18 protein-coding genes are annotated in these 26,167 nt (G+C 44.8%); 10 read left to right on the top strand and 8 right to left on the bottom strand.

Going from position 1 to position 26,167, the window contains the following annotated elements:
* Positions 1-417: 417 nt before the first annotated feature.
* Together AB9P05_RS22575 and AB9P05_RS22570 are read left to right on the top strand one after the other, a co-directional pair.
* A complete protein-coding gene (locus AB9P05_RS22575) occupies positions 418-2,106 on the top strand; it encodes an AMP-binding protein (RefSeq protein ID WP_371911106.1) in 1,689 nt (562 codons plus the stop codon).
* A 219-nt stretch (positions 2,107-2,325) separates the two neighbouring features.
* Positions 2,326-4,521: a GAF domain-containing protein gene (locus AB9P05_RS22570; RefSeq protein WP_371911105.1), complete on the top strand. Its 2,196-nt coding sequence runs from the start codon at positions 2,326-2,328 to the stop codon at positions 4,519-4,521.
* Here AB9P05_RS22570 and AB9P05_RS22565 read toward each other — a convergent pair.
* Positions 4,471-5,007 carry a TspO/MBR family protein gene (locus AB9P05_RS22565; protein WP_371911104.1) on the bottom strand — a complete coding sequence of 179 codons (537 nt, stop codon included), beginning with the start codon at positions 5,005-5,007 and terminating at the stop codon, positions 4,471-4,473. The two genes, AB9P05_RS22570 and AB9P05_RS22565, sit on opposite strands and share 51 nt — an antisense overlap.
* A gap of 96 nt (positions 5,008-5,103) precedes the next feature.
* On the opposite strand from AB9P05_RS22565, the gene AB9P05_RS22560 reads away from it, so the two are divergent.
* The 5 genes from AB9P05_RS22560 to AB9P05_RS22540 all read left to right on the top strand — a co-directional run bounded on the left by AB9P05_RS22560 (position 5,104) and on the right by AB9P05_RS22540 (position 8,679).
* A complete protein-coding gene (locus tag AB9P05_RS22560) occupies positions 5,104-5,595 on the top strand; it encodes a pyridoxamine 5'-phosphate oxidase family protein (protein ID WP_371911103.1) in 492 nt (163 codons plus the stop codon).
* Positions 5,596-5,613: 18 nt separating this feature from the next.
* A complete protein-coding gene (locus tag AB9P05_RS22555; RefSeq protein WP_371911102.1) occupies positions 5,614-5,829 on the top strand; it encodes a DUF2945 domain-containing protein in 216 nt (71 codons plus the stop codon).
* 64 nt (positions 5,830-5,893) lie between these two features.
* The gene (locus tag AB9P05_RS22550) at positions 5,894-6,091 is read left to right on the top strand and encodes a hypothetical protein (RefSeq protein ID WP_371911101.1); all 198 of its coding nucleotides are present in this window, start codon (positions 5,894-5,896) and stop codon (positions 6,089-6,091) included.
* A 55-nt stretch (positions 6,092-6,146) separates the two neighbouring features.
* Positions 6,147-7,121, top strand: a complete 975-nt coding sequence (locus AB9P05_RS22545; RefSeq protein WP_371911100.1) for an ABC transporter ATP-binding protein — start codon at positions 6,147-6,149, stop codon at positions 7,119-7,121.
* Complete coding sequence (locus tag AB9P05_RS22540; protein WP_371911099.1) at positions 7,090-8,679, top strand: ABC transporter permease/substrate-binding protein; 1,590 nt, start codon at positions 7,090-7,092, stop codon at positions 8,677-8,679. The genes AB9P05_RS22545 and AB9P05_RS22540 overlap by 32 nt, the downstream gene beginning before the upstream one ends.
* A 14-nt stretch (positions 8,680-8,693) precedes the next feature.
* Here the strand turns inward: AB9P05_RS22540 and AB9P05_RS22535 are convergent, their stop codons facing one another.
* Positions 8,694-9,617 (bottom strand): formate/nitrite transporter family protein, encoded by a 924-nt coding sequence (locus AB9P05_RS22535; RefSeq protein ID WP_371911098.1) that lies wholly within the window; start codon positions 9,615-9,617, stop codon positions 8,694-8,696.
* Between the two features lie 509 nt (positions 9,618-10,126).
* Here AB9P05_RS22535 and AB9P05_RS22530 point away from each other — a divergent pair.
* Positions 10,127-13,903: a transglutaminase domain-containing protein gene (locus AB9P05_RS22530; protein ID WP_371911097.1), complete on the top strand. Its 3,777-nt coding sequence runs from the start codon at positions 10,127-10,129 to the stop codon at positions 13,901-13,903.
* A 234-nt stretch (positions 13,904-14,137) separates the two neighbouring features.
* On the opposite strand, the gene AB9P05_RS22525 is transcribed toward AB9P05_RS22530, so the two are convergent.
* Entirely contained in the window at positions 14,138-14,398 is a 261-nt protein-coding gene (locus AB9P05_RS22525; RefSeq protein ID WP_371911096.1) for a hypothetical protein, read from the bottom strand.
* A gap of 443 nt (positions 14,399-14,841) precedes the next feature.
* Between AB9P05_RS22525 and AB9P05_RS22520 the strand changes: the two genes are divergently transcribed.
* Complete coding sequence (locus AB9P05_RS22520; RefSeq protein ID WP_371911095.1) at positions 14,842-15,780, top strand: YihY/virulence factor BrkB family protein; 939 nt, start codon at positions 14,842-14,844, stop codon at positions 15,778-15,780.
* On the opposite strand, the gene AB9P05_RS22515 is transcribed toward AB9P05_RS22520, so the two are convergent.
* The 5 genes from AB9P05_RS22515 to AB9P05_RS22495 form a co-directional block, all read right to left on the bottom strand.
* The gene (locus AB9P05_RS22515) at positions 15,777-16,283 is read right to left on the bottom strand and encodes a hypothetical protein (RefSeq protein WP_371911094.1); all 507 of its coding nucleotides are present in this window, start codon (positions 16,281-16,283) and stop codon (positions 15,777-15,779) included. The two genes, AB9P05_RS22520 and AB9P05_RS22515, sit on opposite strands and share 4 nt — an antisense overlap.
* A 120-nt stretch (positions 16,284-16,403) precedes the next feature.
* Positions 16,404-18,407, bottom strand: coding sequence for a lanthionine synthetase LanC family protein (locus AB9P05_RS22510; protein WP_371911093.1), 2,004 nt, complete (start codon positions 18,405-18,407; stop codon positions 16,404-16,406).
* 317 nt (positions 18,408-18,724) lie between these two features.
* Complete coding sequence (locus AB9P05_RS22505) at positions 18,725-20,149, bottom strand: DUF2252 domain-containing protein (RefSeq protein ID WP_371911092.1); 1,425 nt, start codon at positions 20,147-20,149, stop codon at positions 18,725-18,727.
* Positions 20,150-20,417: 268 nt separating this feature from the next.
* Positions 20,418-21,233, bottom strand: a complete 816-nt coding sequence (locus AB9P05_RS22500) for a hypothetical protein (protein WP_371911091.1) — start codon at positions 21,231-21,233, stop codon at positions 20,418-20,420.
* Between the two features lie 475 nt (positions 21,234-21,708).
* Entirely contained in the window at positions 21,709-24,597 is a 2,889-nt protein-coding gene (locus AB9P05_RS22495) for a S8 family serine peptidase (protein ID WP_371911090.1), read from the bottom strand.
* Between the two features lie 653 nt (positions 24,598-25,250).
* Here AB9P05_RS22495 and AB9P05_RS22490 point away from each other — a divergent pair.
* Positions 25,251-26,054: a M57 family metalloprotease gene (locus AB9P05_RS22490; RefSeq protein WP_371911089.1), complete on the top strand. Its 804-nt coding sequence runs from the start codon at positions 25,251-25,253 to the stop codon at positions 26,052-26,054.
* The last annotated feature ends 113 nt before the right edge of the window (positions 26,055-26,167 follow it).

The following is a 26,167-nucleotide window of genomic DNA, read 5'->3' as shown; positions in this document are numbered from 1 at the left end:
GTCTCGGGGGTGGAGAGGTCAGGATAAACCATGGTTTCTAATTGTGGCTAACTACTCCTTGGAGGTTCGACTCCTCCTCCTACAGCCAATTTTTGGGTTTATGTTGTTTATTCTTAAAAGGTTATGCTTTAAGTGTAACCTTTTTTCTTTTCCCCCTTTCTAATATCCGACCTTGCTCGGAATATTGCTATTGCCCCCGACGGTTTCCATTAGGTTCCCTATATCATGATTTTGTAAAATTGGCAAGAGCCAATTCATTATTAGGGAAGTTGAAAAAATTCACTTGTTTATTTTAGTTTTCCTTTCCTGCACCCGTATATTTAGGGCCTCGGATAGCCTTTGAGGCTATATTCGATGGGCTGGAGCTTCTTGATTCCGGTGAAATTCGTGAACGCTTAAATCCAAAAAGTTTTACAAATGGAAGATTTTCCCTGGTTTAAAAACTACCCTTCAAATGTGCGGCCTACGGTGGACGTCACTCAATTCAGCAATGTTAATGCGCTGCTTGAGGATGGTTTTTCCAGGTATGGTGGCCAGGTTGCCTACGAAAACATGAATAAAACCCTTACTTACCGTGAGGTAGATGAGTTATCCAGACATTTTGCGGCTTTTTTTCAAAGTAAAGGTCTGAAGCCCGGAGACCGTATTGCTATTCAGATGCCTAATCTCCTGCAATATCCTGTAGTAATGTTCGGGGCAATACGTGCCGGACTTGTAGTGGTGAATACAAACCCTTTATACACTGCGAGAGAGATGGCCCACCAGTTTAAGGATAGTGGTGTGAAGGCAATTGTTATCCTGGCTAACTTTGCGTTTAATCTCGAAAAAATACTGACTGAGACTGATATAGAGACAGTAGTAGTTACAGAAATTGGCGACCTACTTGGAGGGCTTAAGGGTGGAATTGTGAACTTTGTTGTGAAGCACATAAAAAAAATGGTGCCTTCATATAATTTGCCCGAGGCCATTTCATTTAAATCTGCGCTTAAGCAGGGTAGCAGGGCAAAATTTACTAAGACGAACCCGGCACCGGATGATCTGGTATTTCTGCAATATACCGGCGGTACTACAGGGGTTTCTAAAGGAGCTATGCTTAGCCATAAAAATATGGTGGCTCATACCCTGCAGATTAATGAGTGGTTCCAGCCCCTTCTGGAGGTTGGTAAATCTGAATTGATGGTTACAGCTATCCCTCTTTATCATATTTTTGCCCTGGCTGTAAATGGGATTTTCATGTTCCATGTAGGTGCACACAACCTGCTTATAACTAATCCCCGTGACATGAAGGCCTTTATCAAGGAGCTTAAAGCGCATCCATTTACCCTGATCACAGGCGTGAATACCTTATTTAATGGTCTGCTCAATCAGGATGACTTCAAGTCTATTGACTTCAGTCACATGAAAGGTGCTATTGGAGGCGGTATGGCAGTGCAGCGCGCGGTGGCAGATAAGTGGGCCAAGGTGACAGGTGAGCCTCTGGTAGAGGGATATGGCTTGAGTGAGACCTCTCCGGTGCTTTGTTGTAATCCACTTGATGGTTCAGAGCGTAATGGCACCATCGGACTACCTGTACCTAACACTGAAGTGGCCATATTTGATGAGGAGGGGCAGAAATTACCCACTGGTGAGACGGGAGAAATCTGTGCACGAGGGCCACAGGTGATGAGCGGCTACTGGAACAGGCCGGAGGAGGTAGAAAAGTCATTCTTTGCTGATGGCTGGTTCCGCACTGGGGACATGGGGCTGGCTGACGAAGATGGTTTCTTCCGCATTGTGGATCGTAAAAAAGACATGATCAATGTGAGCGGATTTAATGTGTACCCCAATGAAGTGGAAGACGTCATTGCCATGCAGGAAAAGGTGCTTGAAGTAGCCGCAGTAGGTGTTTCCGATGAAAAGTCGGGTGAGGTAGTAAAGATTTTTGTGGTGCGTAAGGATGCTTCACTCACTGAGGATGAGCTACGTAGCTACTCAAAACAAAACCTGACAGGGTATAAGTGTCCCAAATATATAGAATTCAGGGATGAGCTGCCTAAGTCAAACGTAGGTAAGATTTTACGCCGGGTTTTAAAGGAAGAAGAGGAAAAGCACCTGACAAACGGGTAGTTATTTATCCAAAAAATTGATTCCAAGGCTCTCTTTTTAAAGGGGGCTTTTTTTGTTTACGCCTCACTTTTGTCAGGATTCTGATGTGGTTTTTATCTGATTATTAATTTTTATCGAATAGTATATAATGTTGAAGGTAATAAATTAACATACACAAAACCTGTCATTATCTGCAAGGCTGTATTCCTGTTTTATATTTGCAGTGAAGAAAAGGACGATATGAAGGTAGTAAGACGTAGTTTGCTCAACCAGCTGCGTATATCTTTTTTAATTCTAATAATTCTCTCCATACTGTTCGGACTGGGCTCCTACATGTTGCTAAGCAATGTAACCCTGAGACAAGAGGCAAAGTACCATTCCAGTGAGGTTGTCGGTCATCTTGCTGCGGCCCGTCAGGCTGAAAAAAGCTTTTTACTCGAGGACCGTAAATCTGAGGAGTTTTTAACCACGGGCAGAAGTTCCCTTCTTTCAGTACATGACAATCATTTAAAGCTGGCCATCCGGAACCTGAAAGAGATGGCTGAATCCTCTGTGGCTACAGATCTTAATATGGCTGACGAGCTTAGTAAGGTCGAATCTTCTTTTAAAAGGTATGAGAGTGTATTTGCAAGATTAGTAAATGCCTATCACATGAGGGGGTTCAAAGATCATGGTCTCGAAGGTGAAATGCGTGAATATGTTCATGCGCTTCAGCAGTGTGAATCCCCGGAAGAAAAGGTTTTTGCATATAGTTTACGCCGGCATGAAAAGGATTTCATGCTCCGTCGTGACGAACGGTATGTGGATAAATTACGTAGTAAGGCCGAGGAATTCAAAGACTTTTTGAGAAGCAGTGAGCTTCCGCATATGACCACCGGATACAAGGAAAAAACCATTCAGGGAATAGATAATTACCAGGCGCATTTCATGCGAATAGTTGATCTGGAGGAAGAGATCGGCAATGCAGAGGGACAAGGTATTACAGGCAGGTTGAATGAAGCAGCTATGGCGATAGCTCCTCAGCTGGACCGTATACAACTAAGGCTTGAAGAGTCCGGTAAGCGCCTCAAACAGCGGGCAGCGGCCGTAATGCTTGGAGGGCTGATAATACTGGCTGCCATTGGCGTGTGGCTGGCTCTGTGGCTGAGTAAAAAGATTAGCCGTCCTGTACTCTTGCTGGACAATGTGGCTCGTGAGGTGGTGGAAGGTCATATGGATGCGGGTAAAAAGCTGGCTGTAATAAAGCGTGAAGATGAGGTGGGACGTCTGGTAGTAAACTTTCGCCAAATGCTGGACAGTCTGAACAGTCACCTTGCTGAGGTACGAGAGCAGAAGGAGGCATTGGAAGTAGCTAAGGCAGCTGATGAGATCAGAAGCCATGCGAGTGATGGGCTTGCACTATTTTCTGATTTGCTTAAAAACCAGTACGACACAAAGGAAGCACTTGGCCATGCATTTATTTCTCAGTTAGTAACTTTTACAGGTGCTAACCAGGCAACTCTATTTATCTCTGAAGAAACGGCGGGGAAGACTTGCCTGAGGCAGGTGGCTGCTTACGCTTACAACCGGAAAAAGAAAGCTGAAAAAATATTGAAGATGGGAGAGGGTCTGGCGGGGATGGCTGTCCTGGAGCGAGATACCATCTTTATGACTGAGGTGCCTGAAGATTACGTTTCTATCGGAAGCGGCCTGGGACATGCAAAACCCAGGTGTATACTGATTGTGCCAGTGATGACGGACGAAAACGCCCTGGGTGTTATCGAGATTGCCTCTTTCCGTACGTTTAATGAGCATGATATTCAATTTGTAGAGCAGGTAGCTGGTCGATTGGCTACTACACTGGCTTCAGTTAATATGCAAAGTCAAACCAGAAAGCTACTGGAGGATAGTCAGCAGAAGGAACAAGAGCTTTATTCAGTAATCCGTGAGCTCGAAGCTAAAGTCGACAGACTTACAGTCAGGAATCGGGTGGCAGAACGTGAATATAAAATGAATCATCAAAAAGAGGCAGATTACTCACATCGGGTAAAGGTCCTTGATGCTATCATCTCTAAGCTATATCCAGGCCTCATCATCACCGATGAAAATTTTGTCATACAGTTTACCAATGATTTTGTTACCGGCCACACAGGAAGGTCAAATGCCTCGTTGGCAGGTACGGATATTCATAAAATAATTGGTGGCCCTTTAAAGGAGACACTGGAGGCGATTTATAACGATCCTTCTTTCCTTATTTCGGACATCAGTGAGCATATGGTGGTTCCATTTTATGGCATTTCAGGTGAAATGACCATCAATATGGTTATGACTATTGTAAAAACGGATAAGAAAATTTTCTATGGGTTTTTATTCAGAAGGCATGACCCTATTTACGGAAGGCAGTTATTAAAAGAAATACTCAGAAGGGAAGTGAACCGAGGTTATTGGAGCGTTTAACTCATAGATTGCATAATTGAGGGCTGTAGCGTACCCTACCCAGGCTATGTAAGGTACCATGAGCCAGCCAGATATTTTTCTGAGACTAAAAAAGTAAATAGTGGTGACGGTGATCATTACCAACAGGATCACAATATTTAAAAGACCCACGTAAGGGTTTTGTAGTCCGAAAAATGAAAAAGACCATGCGGCATTGAGTATAAGCTGGATGAGAAAGAGCACTAGTCCTATTTTCACTTTAATATTGTCCCAGCCCAATATCCATATTTTGTAAGCGGCAAAGGCCATGAGAAAGTAGAGGATGGTCCAGACAGGGCCAAATACCCAGGAGGGTGGAGTGAACTCCGGTTTATTAAGTGTTTGGTACCATGAACCTACGGAACTGGCAGTGAAAAACGCACCCGCAAGTCCTGCTGCCTGGCAAGCCAGAACAGAGACGATCAGCTTTCCCCAGTCAGTCCTCTTCAGTACATTTTTCAAACTCATACACTGTCTTTAAAAATCTGATGGTTAGAACATTTGCAATTAGCAAATGTTAGATTCCTGTGATTTTTTACCAAACTGATCTAACTACATTTTTACATGTCATTACACAAAGAACATATTGACAAAGTACGTGAACTGACGGATAAGATTGATATATGTATGATGGTAACCCGGGAGCCTGATGGTAATCTCAGAAGCCGTCCGATGAGTACTCGTACTATAGATGATTCAGGACTTTTCTGGTTTTTTACTAACGAGCTATCGGATAAAGTGCAGGAACTTGAGGCCTACCCGGTAGTAAATCTTGCCTATAGTGAGCCTGATAAAAACCGCTACGTATCTGTGACAGGAGTGGCTGGAATAGTTACAGAAAAGACTAAAATCAAGGAGCTATGGACAGACGCACTGAAAGCCTGGTTTCCTGATGGATTGGATGACCCGCGTCTGGCACTTGTAAAGGTATTACCAGATGAGGCTGAATACTGGGACGGTAGCAGCAGTAAAATGGTGAGGCTGTTCAAACTTGGTAAAGCCCTCGTAATTGGCAATCGTTACGAAGCCGGCGAGAATAATAAGGTGGATTTTTAATTTTAACAGGTATCGGTTATGGGTATTCAAAAAGGGGATAAGGTAAAATGGAAATGGGGTAATGGGTATGCCAAAGGAGAAGTGGAAAAGACCTATTCTGAAAAAGTGACCCGAACGATAGATGGCAGTGAGATTACCCGTGATGGTGATAGCGATAATAAGGCCTTATATATTAAGCAGGATGACGGCTCCTCAGTGCTTAAGCTGGAGTCTGAGGTAGAGAGGGACTCCTGATCCCGGCACACCGCAAAAATTCGTATATTGTCCGATCAAATAAGTGTTTTATACATCTGAGTCAATGAGGACAAAAAAAGTGTTAGGTATCCTGCTCATCATTATAGGGGCAGGATTAATTTTGTTTGGCGGTTATGCTGCCCTGGGTGGCCAGGTAGCATTCGGTGGCTTGTCCGTAAGCCGATTTGGCTCTATTGTTCCTTTTATCATAGGAGCCATGTTTTTCTCTTCAGGTATAAAATTATTGAACCAGGCCGAATAACGGGCCCGATAATTCCAGCTATATTTTTTCCTCTTACATTAAGGTCTGTGTTTGCATGATCTCTCTCCGGAATATCACCAAGACATACGACGGCGTCTGTGCTACAGATAATCTGAGCCTGGATATTCCTGAAGGGGAACTGCTTGTGCTGCTGGGAAAAAGTGGCAGTGGTAAAACCACCACACTTAAGATGATAAACCGGCTGATCGAGCCTGACTTCGGAGAAATACTGATCGAAGGACAGTCTGTACTGAATAGCAAACCGGAACTGCTCCGCCGTAAAGTAGGCTATGTAATACAGCACACAGGGCTTTTTCCCCATTATACTGTTTCGGAAAATATTGGTCTTGTGCCTGGGTTGCTTGGCTGGGATAAAAATAGGATCCGGCAGCGGGTTAATGAGCTGCTGAACATGACGGGACTGGATGCCGGACTTGCAGGTCGCTATCCTGATGCCCTCAGCGGTGGTCAGCAGCAGCGGGTGGGTATAGCCCGGGCGCTTGCGGCAAATCCTCCTGTGGTATTACTGGATGAACCATTCGGTGCCCTGGATCCCCTTACCCGCCGTCAGCTTCAGAAGGCACTGTATACCCTGCGGCGGCAGGAGAAGCGCACTATGGTGATGGTGACACATGATATGACGGAGGCCGTTATGCTGGCAGATCGAATTTGCCTTATGGAGCAGGGAAGGATACAGCAGGTGGCCAGCCCTTTTGATATGATTTTCCATCCTACCAACACCTTTGTCAGATCCTTTTTCGATGACTTCAGGTTCCGGCTTGAACTTATGGTGGTTAAGCCTTCCTCTCTGACGCCTTATTTGCCGGAAGCAGACGTATATCAGGCTAGAGGTCAGAAGGTACAGGAGGTAGAAAGTGTGTTTGAGGTGCTGGAGCTATTGGAAAGGTCTGAGAAGGAAGGAGCTTTACCTGTGATGATAGGTGGGGTGTCATACTCTCTGACGGCACCAGATCTAATGAAGGCATTCTACGACTGGCGTGAAAGCTACAGGAGGAAAAGTGATGGATAATAAGGGGCTTTTATCTTATTTGTGGGAACAACGTTCGGAAATCGGTGAGCAACTGGTCGAGCATATCTGGCTAACGCTTATAGCCCTTACCATAGCGGTAATTTTTGGTGTTACGCTGGGTATTTGGCTTTCCCGAAATCGCCGCGTAGCTTCTCCTGTACTAGGCGCTGTTAATGTCATTCAAACCATACCCAGTGTGGCCCTGTTGGGCTTTTTACTTCCATTTTTCGGCATTGGGATAACGCCTGCCATTATTGCGTTGTTCCTGTATGCTCTTTTACCTATCGTGCGTAATACCTTTACCGGAATAGCAGAAGTAAACCCTGCTGTGAGAGAGGCGGCCCGCGGCATGGGGCTATCTCCGGGGCAATTGCTTTCAAGGGTGGAGCTACCACTCGCATTGCCTACCATTTTTGCCGGTATACGTACTGCGGCTGTTATTAATGTGGGAATCGCTACGCTATGCGCCCTCATTGCAGCAGGTGGGCTGGGGGAGTTTATCTTTCGTGGAATATCTCTGAATAATACTTATATGATCATGGCAGGAGCTATTCCTGCTGCACTGCTTGCGCTGGCCATTGACGGGCTACTGGGTTTAGTACAGAGGCTTGTACACCGCAGGGGTAAATTATTTGCGATCATTGGCATAGGGCTTGTAGCCGTTTTGGCTGGGGTCTTTACCCTTAATATATCCGGGAGTAAATCCTTTATAGCCGGTTTTCCCAGTGAGTTCATGGAAAGGGGAGACGGTTACCCGGGCCTGCAGGATACCTATGGGTTAGACATGGAGACGGTAGAGCTGGAAATCGGTCTTATGTATCAGGCCTTAAAAAATGAAAAGGTAGATCTGATCAGCGGTTTTTCGACAGATGGGCGAATAGTGGCTTATGATCTCAGGCCTCTGGAAGATGATAAGAGCTACTTTCCTCCTTACTATGCGGCTCCGCTCGTACGCAGGGAAACCCTGGATAAATACCCTGACCTGAAAGAGGCGGTTAACTTGCTGGAGGGACGTATTTCTGATAAGGAAATGATCCGGCTCAACTACATGGCAGACCAGGAGAAATTGGATACTTACGATATAGCCAAGTCCTTTCTGGATAGCCTGGGCTTCGATACCGGCATTCGCCGGGAAGGTGAAGCTGATATTCTGATAGGTTCAAAGAACTTTACAGAAAGCTACATTCTGGCTCAGATGCTGGGTATACTGGTGGAAAATTATACTGGACTGGATGTAGATATGCGGCTGGGCTTTGGTGGAACTAAACTGGTGTTTGATGCACTGCGCACCGGTGAAATAGACATCTATCCTGAGTATACAGGTACCGGACTACTGGTGATTTTACAGGAGAACCCGGATGAGGTGAAGGATATCATGGGTGACCCTAACAGGGTATATGATTATGTAAACCAACAGTTTTCAGAGCAGTACGAACTCCAGTGGCTGGGACCGCTTGGATTTAATAACACATTTGCCATGATGATGCGAGAGCAGGACGCAGAGAGTTTAGGTATACGTAGTATTTCTGACCTCAAAAAGCACCTTGAGGGAAAATAGCCTCCTGAATTTATCTAACCCTCATTTTTCTGCTCGTGTTCTTCTTCCTTTTTTTCCACATATCGGCTGTGGCTGTATTTTAATACGGCCACAAAAAATACTCCGCCTAGTGTATTGCCCAATGTGGTAAATAATTGGAATTGTAAATAATCCAGCACGCTGATAGAGTTGCCTATCAGCATTCCGCTAAACACTTCTATAGACCCGACAATACTATGATGCAGGTTGCCAAACCCAATAACAGCGGTAACGAGCACTACCACAAAAATTCGGCTAATAGAGTCTGACGAACTTGTAACCAGCCAGCTAAGCAGACCCATAAGCCACCCGGCTAGTATGGCACTGACGAGAATGATTTCCGATGAGAAGGCCGTCATTTTTTCGGCCAGGTAGACGAAAGCATCTGGAGAAATAATGCCCAGGGCCGGCCCTACCTCAGTGAGGATAAAGGAAAATATATATCCTCCGATAAGGTTGCCACCAAAGATACAACTCCATAGTACCATCAGGCTTTTAAAGGAAACCTGCTTGTCCAGTACTGGCAGAACGGCCAGGTTGGTGTGTTCTGTAAACAGCTCTGAACGGCCAATAACCACAAAGATAAACCCAAGCGGGTAGGAGAGGGCAAGCCAAAGGTGTAGTACTTCCTCACTCAGTTCATTATGAAAAAGGGTCCAAACAATACCCATTAGAAAAATACTAAAACCTATTTCCAGCCCTGCTGTGGTGCCGGAAAGCAAAAGCCCTTTCCAGGAACGCTTATGCTCACGTATGGCTACCTGTAGTTGCTCATCAAGAATCTCGGTGTATTCCTTGGCCATGGTGACCTTGGCGGATTTCTCTTCCGCAGACCCTTCGTTTTGAGAATCAGCGTTTTTTGATTCTGATTCTTCTTTGTGCTGGTCGTCTTTAGGGTTTCGTATTAGTCGCCTGAGCATATAATAAATTGAGATACGAGATATAAAGCAATTATTTATCCGGGATGTTTAATTTTAAGTTCAGGCTAGTCATTTCTGGATACACTAAGTGTGGTTCAGGTATAAAACAAACTTGCCTGGAATCTCACCTGAAATAGACGATACACCCCAATTTTGAATTTTTTAAGGTGGGGTTTTATGATTTTTATAGCAAACATTACAGTAAAGATGTATAAATGATCTCTTGAGCTGCCTTCGCGGAACCTGATTTACCACACCCTTTGAGCAGGGTAATGTGTCTCTTTGGCGATGATTTACGCTGAATTAGTATTTGATTTTGGTAACTGTTTGAAAAACAGGTTAATGTGTTGCATTGCATGGCTCATGCAAAATGCTCTATAACCTTGCATGTACCACTGATTCAGGTGGCTTTTTCTTAGCTTTGTCCATATAGCTCTATGGAAAAGATTACTTGCTTTAGCGCTTTTTCAGTTGCTTACAAAACACTAACCAATCTATAATTTAATTAAATGAGCATTATTGACAGATCGAGAGGCCTCATACTTGCCCTGGTTTTACTTTTGTCTGCTATGGTTACATCCCCTGCATTTGCCGGAGGAGGCTCAAACCTGGATCAGGCATGGGCAGCTTTTTCTTTAAATGAGCTGGACAAAGCTGAAGAATATTTCAAAGCGGCTATAAAAGGAAAAGATAACATAGAAGAGGCTTCTCTCGGACTGGGATTTACCTACGTGGTGATGGAGAATAGCGCCAAGGCTGCGGGGGCATTTGATATCTTTTTAGAAAATGCGGATAATCCATATCCCTACCTTACGGCTTTATTTACTACTGACCTCACAGGCATACAGTATGGGGGAAAGAATAATGACCGAGCCCTGAAGCTGCTCGAGTCTCTGCTGGAAGATGAAAAAGCCCCCGGCCAACTGAAAGGCCTGGTTAGGATGACCCTGGGAAGGCACTACCGGGCTATTAATGAGTTCGATAAAGCGGAAGAGCAATTTGATAAGATCGGGGCGATTACGGAGTGGCAGCTTGCAGGCGTCTTTGAGAATATTAGTGCTAGTGGATTCGATAATAACTATGAGCCGATTACGCACCCTGAACCTACAGCAAAATTTGTCAATAAGAACGGAGCACCTGTAGAGTGGATTGATCTGCCCGGTACGCGTGACCGTTGGGTGGACCTTACCTATCATTTTATGTATGGCAACTCGGTGGTGTTTGCCCAGTCCTTTGTGAATAGCCCTGATGAAAGAGATGTACAGCTTAGGATCGGCACCAGTGGATCAGTAAAAGTATGGATAAACGATGAGCTGATTCTGAAAGAAGAAGAGGAACTGAATAATGACCTCGATAACTATGTGGTCAACACTCATTTGAGGAAAGGAAATAACCGCCTGCTTGTTCAGGTAGGTGAAAGCGAACTGAGCGCATTGAACTTCCTGGCTAGAATCACCAATGAGCAAGGCATGCCGATGAGTGATCTTACCTTTAGCAAACGCTATGCAACCTATCCAAAAGGTACTGGTACAAAGGCTGTGGTAGTAAAGAGCCCTACGGAAATCTTCTTCTATAATAAAATAGAGAAAGAACCGGCCAACCTGCTGAACTACATGATATTAGCGGAGGCCCTCAATCATAATGGCAAAGGACAGGAGTCCAGGGAAGCTTTAACAAAAGCCCTTAAGGTGGCACCACAGAACAGCTTTGTTCACCTGGGGCTGATTTCGGCTTACAATACGCTGGAAAATGAGACTGAGACCAGCATGCTTATTGAAAAACTGAAGAACCTGCCCGGTGCCACGAATTTTGCGCTTCAAATTAAGATCAACGAGGCATTTGACAATAAAGACATTGAGGAAGCAGGGAATCTTATTAATCAGCTTGAGGAGACTTACCATGAGGATATCACCCTTATAATGTATAAAATAAGGCTGGCATCATCTAACCAGAATCTGGAAGAGCTTGTAAAGCTAGCCGAAAGCGCCTATAAAAAGTATCCGGAAAACTACGCTATGGTCAACATGAAGTATGCCCTGGAAAGAGAAATGAAGGGCAATGTGACCGGAGCTGTTAAACTTTTGGATAGGTACGCTAAAGAGAATTTTAACTACCAGGCTATCACCACGCTTTCAGACCACTATTTTGAAGCAGGTAATGATAAGAAAGGCTTTGCCTACCTGGAAAAGTTATTAGAGGCAAACCCTATTGCTACCGGGTATCTTGGTAATATCTCTCAAAAGTATGCAGGTAAAGGTGAGTATGATCGTGCACTGGAGTATGCAAAAAGGTCTCTGGCAATAGCTCCCTTTGTATCAGCTACATACAGCAAAATTGGCAAGATATACGAAGAAAAAGGCGAGGATAGTGAGGCAAAAAAAGCCTACGAAAAGGCTTTGGTTTATGACCCGACTGAATATGAGGTGCGTAAGCGCCTGCGTAAGCTTAATGGGGAAAAAGAAGACATGTTTGCCAGGTTTGATGACCCTGACGTAGATGCGTTGCTAAAGAATGCGCCCTCGGGTGCCAAGTACCCTGAGGATAATAGCCTTATCCTGCTGGACGAAGTAACTAAAGTAGTATATGAAGGAGGGGCGTCTGAGGAAAGGCATAACCTGGTGGCCAAGGTGTTTAACCCCGCCGGTATCGATAGCTGGAAGGAGTACTATGTACCGTACTATGGTAATGAAAGCTTTTTGATAGAAAAGGCAGAGGTAATCAAAAAGGATGGCAGCCATGTAAAGGCTGATGTACAGGGGAACCATGTGGTGTTTACAGCTCTTGAAGAGGGTGACGGAATTTATCTGTCTTTCCGTAAGAAAATTTACTTCTTCGGAGGTATCAAGGGACACTTCTGGGACCAGCATTACTTTACCTTATTTTATCCCAGCCTGGTATCACGTTACAGATTGCTTACGCACAACTCAGTACAGTTTAACCATGAGGTTAAAAATAATAGGAGCCTGAAACCGGAAATAGCTAATGACGGTGACTATAAGCTTCATACCTGGGAAAAAACAAATAACCCAGCGGTATACTATGAAGACTACATGCCTGTGCTTATAGACGTAGGTGAAGTGTTGCATGTATCATCTCTGCCAAGCTGGGATTATATAGCCCAGTGGTATGAGCGACTAAGCCGGACTAAGGCCAAAACAAGTCCTGAGGTTAAGGAGGCAGTGGCTGGGTTGTGGGAGCAGGAGCCATCTTCTGATACTGAAAAGGCAAAGAAAATATATGATTACATCGTAAAGAACATCCGGTATAGCTCGATACCTTTCCGCCAGAGCGGCCTTATCCCTCAAAAGGCCAGCAAGGTGATCAATACTAAAATAGGTGACTGTAAGGATGTGAGTACATTGTTCGTTGCTATGTGTAAGGAAGCTGGACTGAAAGCTGACCTTGTCCTGGTAAATACTAATGACAACGGACGGTATGGCCTGTTGCTGCCATCGATCAACTTTAATCACTGCATAGCTAAGGTTAAGCTGGATGAAGAAGAGTACTTTGTAGAACTTACCAGTGATTATCTCCCCTTTAGTTCTGTGCATCATAATCTGCGTAATAGCTTTGTTCTGGAGATAGACAAGTACCGTAAAAAGGAGGAGAAGGAGCCTATGTTACTGGACCCGGCTAACAGAAAAAAGAATATCGTGAGTCGTGAAACGAAGATAGCATTTGACGGTATGGATATGAACCTAAGTGTAAGCTCAGTAAAAACGGGTGATTATGCCAGCTGGATGCGCCAGAGCTACCGTGATATTGGGAAAGATCGCCAGGAAAAACATATGCTGGAAAGCATAGGTAACAGTTTGTCAGGGGTGAAGTTGAAAAAACTGAGGTTTGATGAAAACCTGAAGACTACCAGTGATACGGTAAGTTACCTTACTGAATACAGTGCGTCTAACGGACTGAAGCAGCTTAGCAGCCTGCTACTTTTTCAGGTGCCTTACAATGAGAAGCAAATGCCGGTGGACTTCCTGTCTAACCAGGACCGTAAGTACCCTGTGGACTTCTGGCAGTACTGGGCGTATGACGAAACTACCGAGGTAATAGAGGTAGACATGCCAGAGGACAAGAATCTGCTGGAATTGCCTGAGAATAAGAAGATAAATTGTTTTATGGCTGATTATTCGCTAACATTCAATGTAAAGGGCCGAAAGCTGATCATAAAAAGGGATGTAGTAATAAAGCAGGATTACATGCCTGTTGATAAGCTCGAAGAAACCCGGGCCTTTTTCGAAGAGGTAGTGGCGGCAGATGATATGCAGATTGCCTTTAAATAAATAAGAAACTAATATCCCCGAGACAGTTAAGGCTGCCTGATCGTAGTAATTACGTGTGGCAGCCTTTTCTTATGCTATTGTTCCATGCATTAAGCTCCTTGTTCTCCAGTGGAAGTAAGTGGGAGCGAGGCATAAAAAAAGCTATCCGCATGCCAGCAGATAGCTTTTATATCTCATTCATCTACGGTCTTTACACCTGACCGTTATCAAAATCATACACCTTAACTATTTTGTTTATACCATACCCAGAGCGATCATCACAAAAAACACAGTAAGTACGGAAACACCCAGCAGTAGTTCAGCGGGGGCATTATACAGCATCCTGTGTGAGTAAGCGCGGGGTATGTATCGAAGCTCATAATTACGGCGACTGTCCGAGGTGGCCAGGGTCAGTGCCTTCTTCTCACTTCCAAACTCTTCAGTCCCTGGTTGTCCGGTATCTAATCCGTCTTTAAGCCAGCTGACTACCTGTTTTATTACCTTTATATTCGCCATGTGTATATGAAGGTCTGTTTATCTTTACTTAACTATTTGAAATATACAGGCTTTAGAGAATAAAAAAATGGCAATTGCACTATTCTAATTATCACTAGTTTATTTACGTGCTCAGGGTATGTAAGAATTGAATTTATTTGCAAAACTTCGGGCATATGCTCCTTTTTTAACAATCAATCATACCTGGCCTGTAAATCAATAAATACACGTGAGATTAACATATTCTATTGATTCACAGTTAGTAGGCAGAATCAGGTAAGGGTGTTTTTAGTACTCACATGTTTTCTTGAGTATATTTTTTAACATGTGGTAAAATGCCATTTTCTGAAATCTTTGAAAGAATAGGTTTTACCGCCCTTCTGTACGGGTTTGTATAGAAAAAGCCTGCGAGCGGCAATGGCAGCAGATTGACTGCCTGATTATTCACGAATGAACAGAATGTTGTGAAGTTTTTAAAAGTTACCGGCAAACTCCTTAAGGACACTTTTGAGGAATTCAAGAAAGATGATCCGGTGGTATACAGTGCTGCAATAGCCTTTTTTACCATCTTTTCTCTTCCATCGCTCCTGGTAGTGGTGGTGAATGTATCTAACGTGTTTCTGGGCCGTGATCAAATTACCAGTCAGCTTGAGGCACAGATCACCTCTCTGGTAGGGCCGAAAAGCGCCAATCAGGTGATAGAAATTCTGAATAACAGGGGGGTGGATGGAGATTCACTGCTGGCAAGTGTAATCAGTATTGCCATCATTCTGTTTACGAGCACGGTAGTATTCAGCTTTCTGCAAAAAGGTATCAATAACATGTGGAGGGTAGCGCCCAGGCCAAAGCGTGGCCTGGTCAAATTCGGTACAGACAGGCTGCTGTCTTTGGGGATCATTCTTATTTTTATCTTCTTCCTGTTAGTCTCCCTTGTGGTGGATGCATCCCTTTCGGCGGTGAAAAGCTATATGAACGATTGGAACCTTGGTGACTCGGGATTTTCCATTGTGCTGGTGCAAAGCCTTAATTTCGCTATTTCTCTTGCGGTGGTAACAGTGATCTTTGCCATGATCTTTAAAACATTGCCGGATGTGCGTATTAAATGGAGAGATGTATGGATGGGAGCTATTGTTACGGCTGTCCTTTTTACTATAGGTAAATATCTGATAGGCATTTTTCTCACTAATAGCAGTATTACGACGACATACGGAGCCGCAGGTTCTCTGGTTGGTATTTTACTTTGGGTCTTTTACAGTACGGTCATACTAATGATTGGTGCAGAGTTCACTAAAGTATATACCAGATATAAAGGCCGAAAGATAAGGCCTGCCAAGCATGCGGTAAATTTTGAAACGACTGTGGTGACGGAGGATTCGGATCAACCTCTGAAGGAAGAAAATTAAACGCGCTGTTGCTTACCTTCTTCTCTTTTTCTTTCCAGTGCTTCGATATACTTCTCCACCTCCACTAAGTCCTTCAGCAGCGTTTCGTGGTTTTTCATTAGTGAGGCGGGCCGGTTTGCCAGCGTGCGGAGTTGTTCATTCGCATTCTCCTGGCTTAGGTTCTCTTCCTGGTATGATTCGAGTATGTCGCGGTACTCGTCCACCAAGCTTCCGTAAGCATTTTCGAGGTTTTCCTGCTTCCTTCTCAGTACCAGTAAGGCATTTTCAATATCCTCCGTATCCTCCGCTGATGTATCAGGAGCAGTCAGTTTCAGGTTCTGAATATGCTCCAGGTGCTGCCTTATTGTATCTCCGGTGGCTACTATGGCTCCCATCTCAGATTGTATCATGGAAACCTTCTCCTCAAGGTCTTCTGAAAAAGCATCCGATTTTTTGGTGAGATTGTCGCAGGCGGTTATACCTGTGAGAAATATGCATGCGAATAACAGGTGGTAAATGCTCATAGGTGATAAAACTTGAAGTGCCAGGGCTTGTTTGTGCATTTTATCAGGCATACAAATAAAAGAAGCCTGTGGTAGCTTTGCCAACCCTGTGTTAAATTATCATTACCTGGCACGCATCGATCAGGCTTTTAGCAGAATACCCATATTAAAAAACTCCCTTGTCTTTTCCAGTAACATTTTGGTAGCCTGCATAAGTTGTTGTTCAGTTCTTATTTTAAAAGTCTCTTTGAACCGGGCCAGTGCTTCTTCAGGTGACTGAGGTGTGGCATAGGTGAGGCAGATAAAGTGCGATAATTCGCTAAGGCTGTTTTCAAGAACCGAAGTGCGGGTAGCATTGGGTCGTATCATGATATATGTTTCTTCCTGTTCAGACTGTAAAAGCTCGAGCAACTCGATTGGTCGTTTTTCTTCTGCATGCCATTGAAGGCTCCAGTCCCGCTCGGTAGCCAATACTTTCACTTCCGGATTCATTACCAATTTTTCTTTAGAAAAATCAGCATTACTGAGGTTTAGAATGGATTCGGCTTCTTTCTTTCTGGCTATTTCTGCTATGTTACGAAAGGCATAGCTGTCTGATGGGTAGCCCATATCGAAAATTTCTTTTTCTAATGTGAAGACCTCCCTGAGAGGGTTGAGCCGCTCATGACTATCTCTGGTCAAATAATCATCCACAAATTCATGGAAAAAGTTGGCTTCTGCTGAGGCGGGAGGCTGTTGCTGCAAATAATTCTTTATCAGGTCAGGCTCAAGGTGATCCATAAGGGCGAGTGTGCGTCTAAAAGAATGGCTTATCAGTTCCTTACGTAGCTTCCATGAGTACTTTTTAGGGGCGTTAGGAAGGTGTGCTTTTGCAGGTACCGGGAAAAAGTAATCGAAGGTATGTGTAGGGGCACTTCCGGCAAAAACGGTATGGAGTATCCCGCACAGTCCACCTAGTAGCCTCAGGTCTCCGGTATCGGCTGTCTGCATGGCTTCCTCAGCATAGTGACGTGTATGAACCAGTGGGCGGGCATCTCCAAGCAATACCGCTGACCGGTAGTAAGCAATGGCACGCGAAAGCTCTTCGCTAATCAGGTCCGGCTGTTGCCCTGGGGTAAGCGGTGCGCGTTCGGGAAATGCAGGCACATATTGCTCAGTAGGGGATATTTTTGCTATTCTCTGCCAAGCCAGCAAGGTGCCTGTGTCTCCATACCCCCAGCCTGAGTGAAAAGCAGGTTTTTCAAAAAAGGCCTTATCTCCGGCATGATAATGAGCGAGGTGCTCTATCTGCTGTTCGGCGGTTCGAATGCCTGTACGCCGGTCCGGCGTACGGTCCTCTTCCATAGAGGCTATTTCGTACTCCAGGGCCATTTCAGCCGGTACAAACCATGCATTTTGCTGACTAAGACGGGCTAGCTCGGCCAAGGCCCATGCAATTCCTGCGTTTCCTTCGGCCAGTCCGCAAAGCGGCCCCGCTTCAGGGTAATACGGCCTCCAGTAAAGGCCATCATGGCCCAGTTGCGCTTCTTTTATCAGGTCCTCAGCTATCTGGTATATAGGTTTCCATGCCTCGGGATCGCCTGTAGCCGCAGCCAAGTTTAAAAAAGCAATAAGGGCTCCGGCGCTACCATCTACCAGAGTGTGGGTGGTATGTGGGGAGGAAAGAAATGCTGGTACCCGCGGACTAAGTAAAGCCAGTGCCTCTCTGGCGGTTGAGGATTGGCCGGTGAGCCGTGTAAGGTGGGCGCAAAGAAGTGCCGTGCCCCCGAGACCACGGTATAACCCAAGGGAGGAGCTGTCTGTCTCACGGATATGATGAAAAAGGTAATCGAGTCCTTTTTTTCCATATTCAAGGTATTGCTCATCGCCTGTGGCGCTGTAGGCATTTAGCAGGGTGGCGACTACTCCCGCACTTCCATCAGCCAGATTAGGATTAAACCCTTCCCTTGTTTCATCCTTATTACCGGTCATATTAAACTCCCACCGAAGACCTTCCGGATGTGAGCGGGCACTTTCCAGCAGCAGGCGCATGAGATCAATTGCATTAGAGGGAACCCCCCAGGGGGATTTTATACGTGGGTCGGTCATATTGCGATTCTGTATTCTTTTACCAAGTGAATAATCAGGGTGGGTTTTCTCAGCCATTAGGCTGGGGTGTGTGCAATTGTTAAATCGACGTAGGGTTGCCGGAATATTTAATAACTGGTTGGCAGGCAAGAGCCTATCATGCCGAGATGGTTTATTTTTACCCATAGTCTACAAACCAGCAAGGCTTTCCTTTTTGTCTAGTGGAAGAGGTGTCTTATTGGAAAGTAAGCCAATTCTATTTACTGCCATTTGCTTACTATTGAAATCAATAATAGCATTACCTGATTTGCAGGAAACGAATAGCCAGATTCAGGTAATAATGCACAGTAGTAACTCGTACACAGGCCCGGCCGGTTTAAGTATGGATAAGGATATTACTGATTCCCCACAAAGTTAAACCCGCCCTTGGCATAGTCTTTTTTAAATAACTTAAAGTCTTTAAGCAGACGCTTAGCGTTCGTTCTGGCGAAGCCAACCATATCCCTGATAAAGAGCTTTTCCTGTATGCATTCAAGGATTTTCTCCTCTGCATTGCCTTTCATTATACCCGTGTCTTCGTCTGATCTCGCATGCGTTTGAGCCAGTGTTTTCCCGCATATTTCGGCATATTCATTCATTTCTCCCTTGTCCAGGTCATCCACATCAATATCATCTTTGAAGGGACTTCTCTCGCGAACAAGAAAGTCCCGACCATCATACGTTGCCTGGCCATAATAGGGGTCACCTCCTGCCAGATGTACTTCATGAGCTTTGATGATTTTTTGCGACTGTGATTTTGATGTTTTCTTTTTCTCGCCGGGAACAAGACCGGACAGGGCAGACTCGCGCGTTTCTTTAAGCTCCAGAATAACAGAATTGCCCGGATCTTCCGTACTGTTTCCTTCTATCAGTATAAAAAACCGGTCTAACCCCAAGCTCGCTGTACCGCTTCCTTTTTTTATGGCCACATCCAGCACGCGGAAAAAATTCTCGTTTTCGCTAAAGTTCTTTACTACATCTTCATTACTCTCCAGGTACTTGTCCACTACCTTTTGAAAGTCCTCTTTCTTGTCACTTAAGGGGACAATTTCCTCACCTGGAATAAATTGGCACTTTTTCAGATCGACTATTTTCTTAAGCCACTTTTCACGGGACTGAAGGCTGTTTTTAAGTAGTTTTCTGATCATTTTCGGACTATTGTCGATCCGGTATTCATGCCACTTTTCCCGGTCATCGCGTGCAAACTCCTTAAGGCCTTTGAGGTATCCCTTCACGAAGTGCTTCACCGCTTTTTTGCAGTGCTTTTTCTTTCTTCCTGCTTCATATGAAACCAGATAAAACCCTAAAGCTCCTCTTTTTACATCATAGGAGAAAGGAGCAATGTAGGCTTCATCAAAGTCATTCACACCGAAAAAAGGCGCTCCGTTTTTATTAGGCATCACACCGAAATTTTCCGGGTGCACGTCACCGATGGTGAAGACCTTAGGCAAATGGCCATCCTCACCGGCGTGATCACGGTAGAAAAGCAGTGCAGTACCTCTGAAAAAGGTAAATGGAGACTTTCCAAGCTTTTTAAATTTTGCCTGGGCACCCTCAGGCCGGTTATGAATGCGGTACTGATGGTCTTCACGCATGGTTTGCCTTACGTATAGTCTGCGTTCCTCTTTCGGAAGTAGAAATGGAGGGAAAATTTCATGCCCCTTGGCTCGATTTTGTGCGTGTTCGTAAAATGCCTTTTTACGGTCCTGCTCCGGACTGGCTTTGCCCTGTATGATCATGTATAGTGTAATGTGATGTTCACAAAGTAACCTGAATAGCATACTAAAGTTTATTGGTACACTACACCCCGAGGGAAGCCAGAACAATTAAATCACTGATACAAAAGCCCCTTGCGATTATTTCACTTCCTGATTGAAAAGCTGCTTTTTTGTGAGCTACCTATGTCACCTTCAAAGGGACAAACTTTAAGCCCTGACGTGCGAATTGGGAAGACGTTAGTTTTATTTAGGCCAATAGATGGTATAAAAAAGCCCTTCCTGGCAGGGAAGGGCTTGTACGATCCGGCAAGGGCCGGATTGTGGCGGTTGTTTATTTTAAAGCTAAGGCCAGTTCTTTCTCACCGGCAAGAATCTTAGCTGCTTTATCACAGGAGCCGGAACCAAAGTCCACGGTAAAGAATTTTCCGTCTTCAAAATCTACCTGGGCTACACCAGATAGCGGATAGAAGTTGCCTTCAGAGAAGCACCCACCTTTATATAAGGCAGGCTTAACAATCTCGCTGGTGTATTCTACTCCGGCAGCATTGATTACGCTACCCCCGCCTGTTACATAGTAGTTAATGGATCCGGGGTTATCTGCCTGCCTGAACTGCAGTGTACGGCTCACCAGGTAGCTCTTACCCTGAGGGGTACCCACCTTCGCATCTTCCAGCTTATAGGTATAGGTAAGCATCCCTTTGTCGTCACGCTTAAGACTATTTACGGATACTGTACCGCTGAGTGTGTAACCGTCAACAGCATAGTTTTCCAGCTTATAGCTCATTTCCACACCTTTATCAGTCGTACGGTTATTTTGTGTGATCTTTCCTGAGCGGGTCACGCCGAACTGGTCTTTGCAGCCCTCACCGAAACCTACTACGAACTTCATGTCACCCTTACTTTCATTGTATACTACTTCATAGCACTTAGGTTCACTGGTTTCTTCCGAGCCACTGGCATAGCTGGCTTGTTCGGTAGCATCAAAAAATAAACTCTGAGCTTTTTCCATCTCAATGATCATTTCAGCCTGCTCACCTGATATATCATCCGCTTCTCTAAGGATCTGTTCTTCATCATCGCGAGTACAACCTGTCATTACCGCCACGGCAGCTATAGAAGCGAGAAGCAATTTTTTTAATCCTGTCATAGTCATGCGTACTTCTTTAAATTCAATACCTGATTATTGATGCATGTTGAGGTGTTAATCTAATTTTGAAACTTATAGTTCCTTTAAATATTGTTTGAGGAGGTATTTGATTTGAAAAATGATATAAATTTCACGGGTATTAATTTTGTGAGATATTGGTAAAATACAATATTTAAAATGAGACTACGTCCGTTTAAAAAGAGATAGGGGGGAAATGGTAACTGCTTAGGTACTGAATGAGTGAATAGGTGGGAGATCAGCTTAAAAATTGTGCAATGTTTTGGCTGTGTATGCCATGTAAGTTTGATGTCAGTAATTAGGTTGTTTTTAAATATTTTTTCTGTTAATATCTCTTTTTCAGTTGTTTGTGATTATTTGTAGTCCGGAATGATTAGGTATTCCTCCATATGTGTTTTAAAGTAAAAAGGCTGCCTTCTTACAGGCAGCCTTTTTATTATTTCTTAACCGATGGCGGTTACTGAATTAAGACTCTTCCGGTTTTGACCGTACCAGCCACTTCTACCTTATACAGGTACAGGCCTGGAGTGAACCGTTCTGTAGGTACAATCTTCACCGTGGAAATGATGGGTTCTTTGTACATCAATTGTCCCTGGGTATTGAAGACAGATACCGAACCGTATTCGCCTTCGAACTCTTTTGTGTAAATACTAAGCTCGGCACCACGCTGGACCGGATTAGGAAACACGAGCACTTCTATATCTGAGATATAGTAGGAGAGTACCGGTCCTGCAGTAAGTGTCTCGCCATTTTGGAATCGTATAGTCGCAGTATACAGGTTCGGACCCGGGAGGGGGGCGTCGTCCAGGAATACCACCGAATCACCTTGTACACTATTTACAGTGCCTAGAGGCTCGATGTTTGCATCATAGTTCTGCTGCGAAAATGTTACCCCCTGTACACCATATGAAGTACCGAGATTTAGCGTAAGTTCTATGCCCTGCTCTGGCAAGCTTCTGGGAATAAGGTTAACCACGAAACATTCCACTCCCTGAAAAGCATAATCAAAAGCACTGGTCTTTAGTCCTCCTTTACCTCCTTCATAGATTGGCTGAATGGCAAATTTTCTGGTATCGTAGTTTGGTTTATATAGAATAATGGCTGTGTCGGCTGTGACTGTAACTGTGTCCAGAAACGTCCCTTGAGCGCTTAGTACGCGATAGGCCTCTGCTTCGGGCAGGTTTTCCCATCTGAGCATAACCGAATCGGCACAATTAAACCCTACCCGGGTATTCAGCACATCACCAATAGTAAATGTGTCTGTTGTGAAAATATCTCCGTATGCTGTGGTAAGCCGCGCTGTGGCCTTTCCGTGCCCCTCAGGTCGTTCTACCTGGTAAAACCCATCCGAAAGGTTCACGTCTGTGGCGACTGTTTCCCATGTTGCGCCATCGTCAAAGCTCATTTCTATCGTGGCTGACCCTGTCAGGTTGGTGTCCCATCGGAAGTAGGACGGGCTCTCCCCATCATAGGGAAAATTATCCTGTAAGGTAGGATTCGTCCACTGAAAACGGCCTGCTTCATCATATTGGTAGACTACTGAAAACGCCTGGGGGCCTTTCGGGACATCATATCCGCTTACACTTATTGTATAGCTACCCGCCTCAGGGGCTTCAATCGTTACCTGCTCTATTGTGTTAAGGTGGTCAGCTCCACGTGTGGCAGGTTGAGCAAGGGCGTCCGCATCAGGTGTATGATTCAGTGTCCAGGGCAACCACGTTTCGCCATCTTTTATTACCTTCAGGTCCAGGTCATTTACTATGGCTACATTGGCGTTTGGCAGGGCAGGGGGGTCATTCCAAACCAATGATATCTTCAGATTGGTAGCGCCGGCCGGAATCATGACAGTTTCTGAAACCATGCTGCCATCCGTTACACTGGCCTGCAGGTTCATAGACTTCCTATATTCCTCCACAGCCCGCAACGCATTGACATTGCCATAACCAGTGAGGTAATCTACCTGCGGGGTATGCACATCGATTGCACTATTAATCAGATAGGCACGAACCAGGTCTGATGAAGGAACTGATTGCCCCATGTCAATTGCTGTCTGCTGCACCATGGCAGCCACGCCTGATACTATAGCGGCTGAGTTAGATGAGCCAAAGGTACTGTAAGCTACCAGCTCAGGCTTTACGCGCCCGTCATAGGCGGGGCCTCTGCTCACCAGTTCCTGGGGAATGTACTCAAGGTCCACCGCTCCCACTGTCAGGATATTCTTAGCCATTTTCAGCTCGCCGGTTAGATTAGCAAACCCGGGGATACCGGCATAGGTCCCTGCTGTAACTTCTATGGTGCCGCTGTTACCAGATGAAAAAACATGAACAAGCTCTGGTGTGGCAATGACGCTGGCATCAAAAGCTTCGGCCTCAGCCCCGTAATAATGCTCTATCTCAGTACCATAGCTATGGTTCTGTATAGTAATACCCAGGGTTTCATATAAAGCCTCAGCATCCGGAAGGGTTGGCTCAAAGTTAGAGGAGGTCAGATTAGTTTGCCAGACCACGCCTTTACCTTTAATAAATGAATTGCCGGCGCCTCCTATTATAGTCGCCATTTCTGTGGCATGAGGGCTGGTTTGCGATGCCTCTACACCTGATTCAACGGACCTTCCGGTCAGGTCGATGTCTGAATCGGTGAAGGCCCTTTCTTTTACTGATATAAGTATGTCCCGGCCTGTAAGCTCAGGGTAGGCAGACCATACAGCATTTACCCGGTTAGGTATAAGATTAAGGTCAATAACAGAAGCCTCTTCCACAGGACTGACAGTTTGCTTGTCCGCAAATCTGACGCTTGGCAGTGTAAGTACTTTTTCAAGCAGGGACACGGAGGTCGTGCTAATCACTACAGTTCCAGATGGTTCATAGGTATGAAGTATACGGGCTTCCGGCACCAGGTTACTTAATGCCAATTTGAATGCCTCAATATCTGATACCCGAAGAATGTAGGAGTCTACTGAATAAGGGGCCACACTCTTATGGCTCTCGAGAAGAGAAGGCGATAGCTTCCATTCAGGGCGGGCCGGATAATAGTTTGCAATATCCCCCTGATAGATTAGTGTAGCCTGGTTAGCTCTTACTATAAAGTGTTGGTCATCCAGCTTTCTTAGAAGTTCCAGGCCTGCCTCTTTCATTTGTTGGGGGGGAATTGGGCCTCTGGTTTTTATCCACCAATCATTATTTTCCTGGCCGGCTTCTGCCTGGGTTTCCCTGTCAGCAAATTTCAGCCATTTATCTGTTAGTGACTGCCGGGCTGAAGTAGCGGAAAAAGCGAGGAGAATAATACAGGTGATTAAGACGAATGGTCTGATGAAGCTCAACATACACGTAGTGCCGGTTTTTCTCATGACATTTGGGCTGATTGAAGGCTATTAACCCCAATAACAAATTTTATAACGGGACAATTTCCGAATTATCGCCTGAAAAGGAAACTAAACCTTGCTAAATAATGGCCGCAAAAAGGATTATTCACACGATTGCATTATTTGTAGTGAGGGTTAACCCTCAATTTTAATCCTATCCTACAATGAAAGCCTCTTTTCTGACTGTACCTGACTAAGTATTTTAGTTTCCTTGTTTTCGTAATCTGGTTTGTTGTTCAAACGGTTATTTCACATTTGTATATTAAAAATAGTCCTGAGTAAGTACTCCTCCGGGGAGGCGTATTCGAACATTTTTTGGTAAACGGTAAAAGGTTATTGAGGGAAAACACCTATTTGTGCTTGTTTAAAGTCGTTTTTAAAAAGGTTGCCCAAATACTATGAGGGTTAACCCTCAATTTTAAATCACCGAATTGGGGGTGGTAAATTAACTCTTATTCAACTAATGGTCGTTAGGAGTGAGTAGGGGGCATTTTTTTTCTTATTCATTGAATGTGCTCATACTTCAGATGAGTTTTTGGTTTTGCTAAGGGTGTGTAAAATTTACTGTAGGTCTTTTGGTGTATTGTATTCTTTGTATATTGCGTCCATCAATTACTAACAAATTTATTCCAAATCTTATGAGAAAAGCGAACATCTTTTCAGCAATGACCGGCGGCCTTATGGCTGTCGCGATGATGTTTACTTCTTGCTCCGACAAAATGGACGAAGAAGTAGTATCTAGCAACCCTTCCGATCAGGTACCTTCAGAAGTTGTATCTAAGCTTGGTAAGCTTGGCTTCAACACTGACGGAATCAAGATGGATGGCCAGAACTTCCTTGTAGAAGGTGACATGGTTATTACTCCTGAAGCACTTGCCGAAATGGGAGAGGGTGTAAGCGTTCCCGGTATCGCCGGTGAAGAGCAGTACCGCACCTACAACCTTGTTAACTGTAATGGTAGCCGTACGATCCGTGTACGCTCTTATATCACTAGCGGTGTAAGAAGCACTGGTATCGACTATGCTCTTGCTAACTGGAATGCACTGAACACTTGCTTCACTTTCCAGCGTGTGTACAGCGGTTCTGCTGACATCTACATCTACTCTACTTCTGGTGGCGGTGGATCTGCCGGATTCCCTTCAGGTGGTAACCCTTACCGTTACGTATACATGGGTAGCAGCCTGAGCAACTCTCAGACTTCTGAGCACGTGGCTACTCACGAAATCGGTCACTGCTTCGGTATGCGTCACACTGACTACTTCAACCGTGCTTACTCTTGCGGTAGCGGTGGAAACGAAGGTGACGGTGGTGTAGGAGCCATTCACATCCCTAACACACCTACTAGCTATGACTCTGGTTCTATCATGAACTCTTGCTTCTCTAGCAGCACTAACGGTGAGTTCGGAACGTACGACAGAAGAGCTCTTGAGTCCCTGTACTAATCAGATATTTTCAGAAAAGCTCCGGTTCAGCCGGGGCTTTTTTACCCTACACTCTAAATATATAACAACACAATATTCCCCAAAGGAAATACTGGTTGAACATATATCTCTTA

The organism is Roseivirga sp. BDSF3-8 (assembly GCF_041449215.1).
Classification (GTDB): domain Bacteria; phylum Bacteroidota; class Bacteroidia; order Cytophagales; family Cyclobacteriaceae; genus JBGNFV01.
Note: the sequence above shows the minus strand (reverse complement) of the source record. Positions and strands in the feature narration are given on the sequence as shown.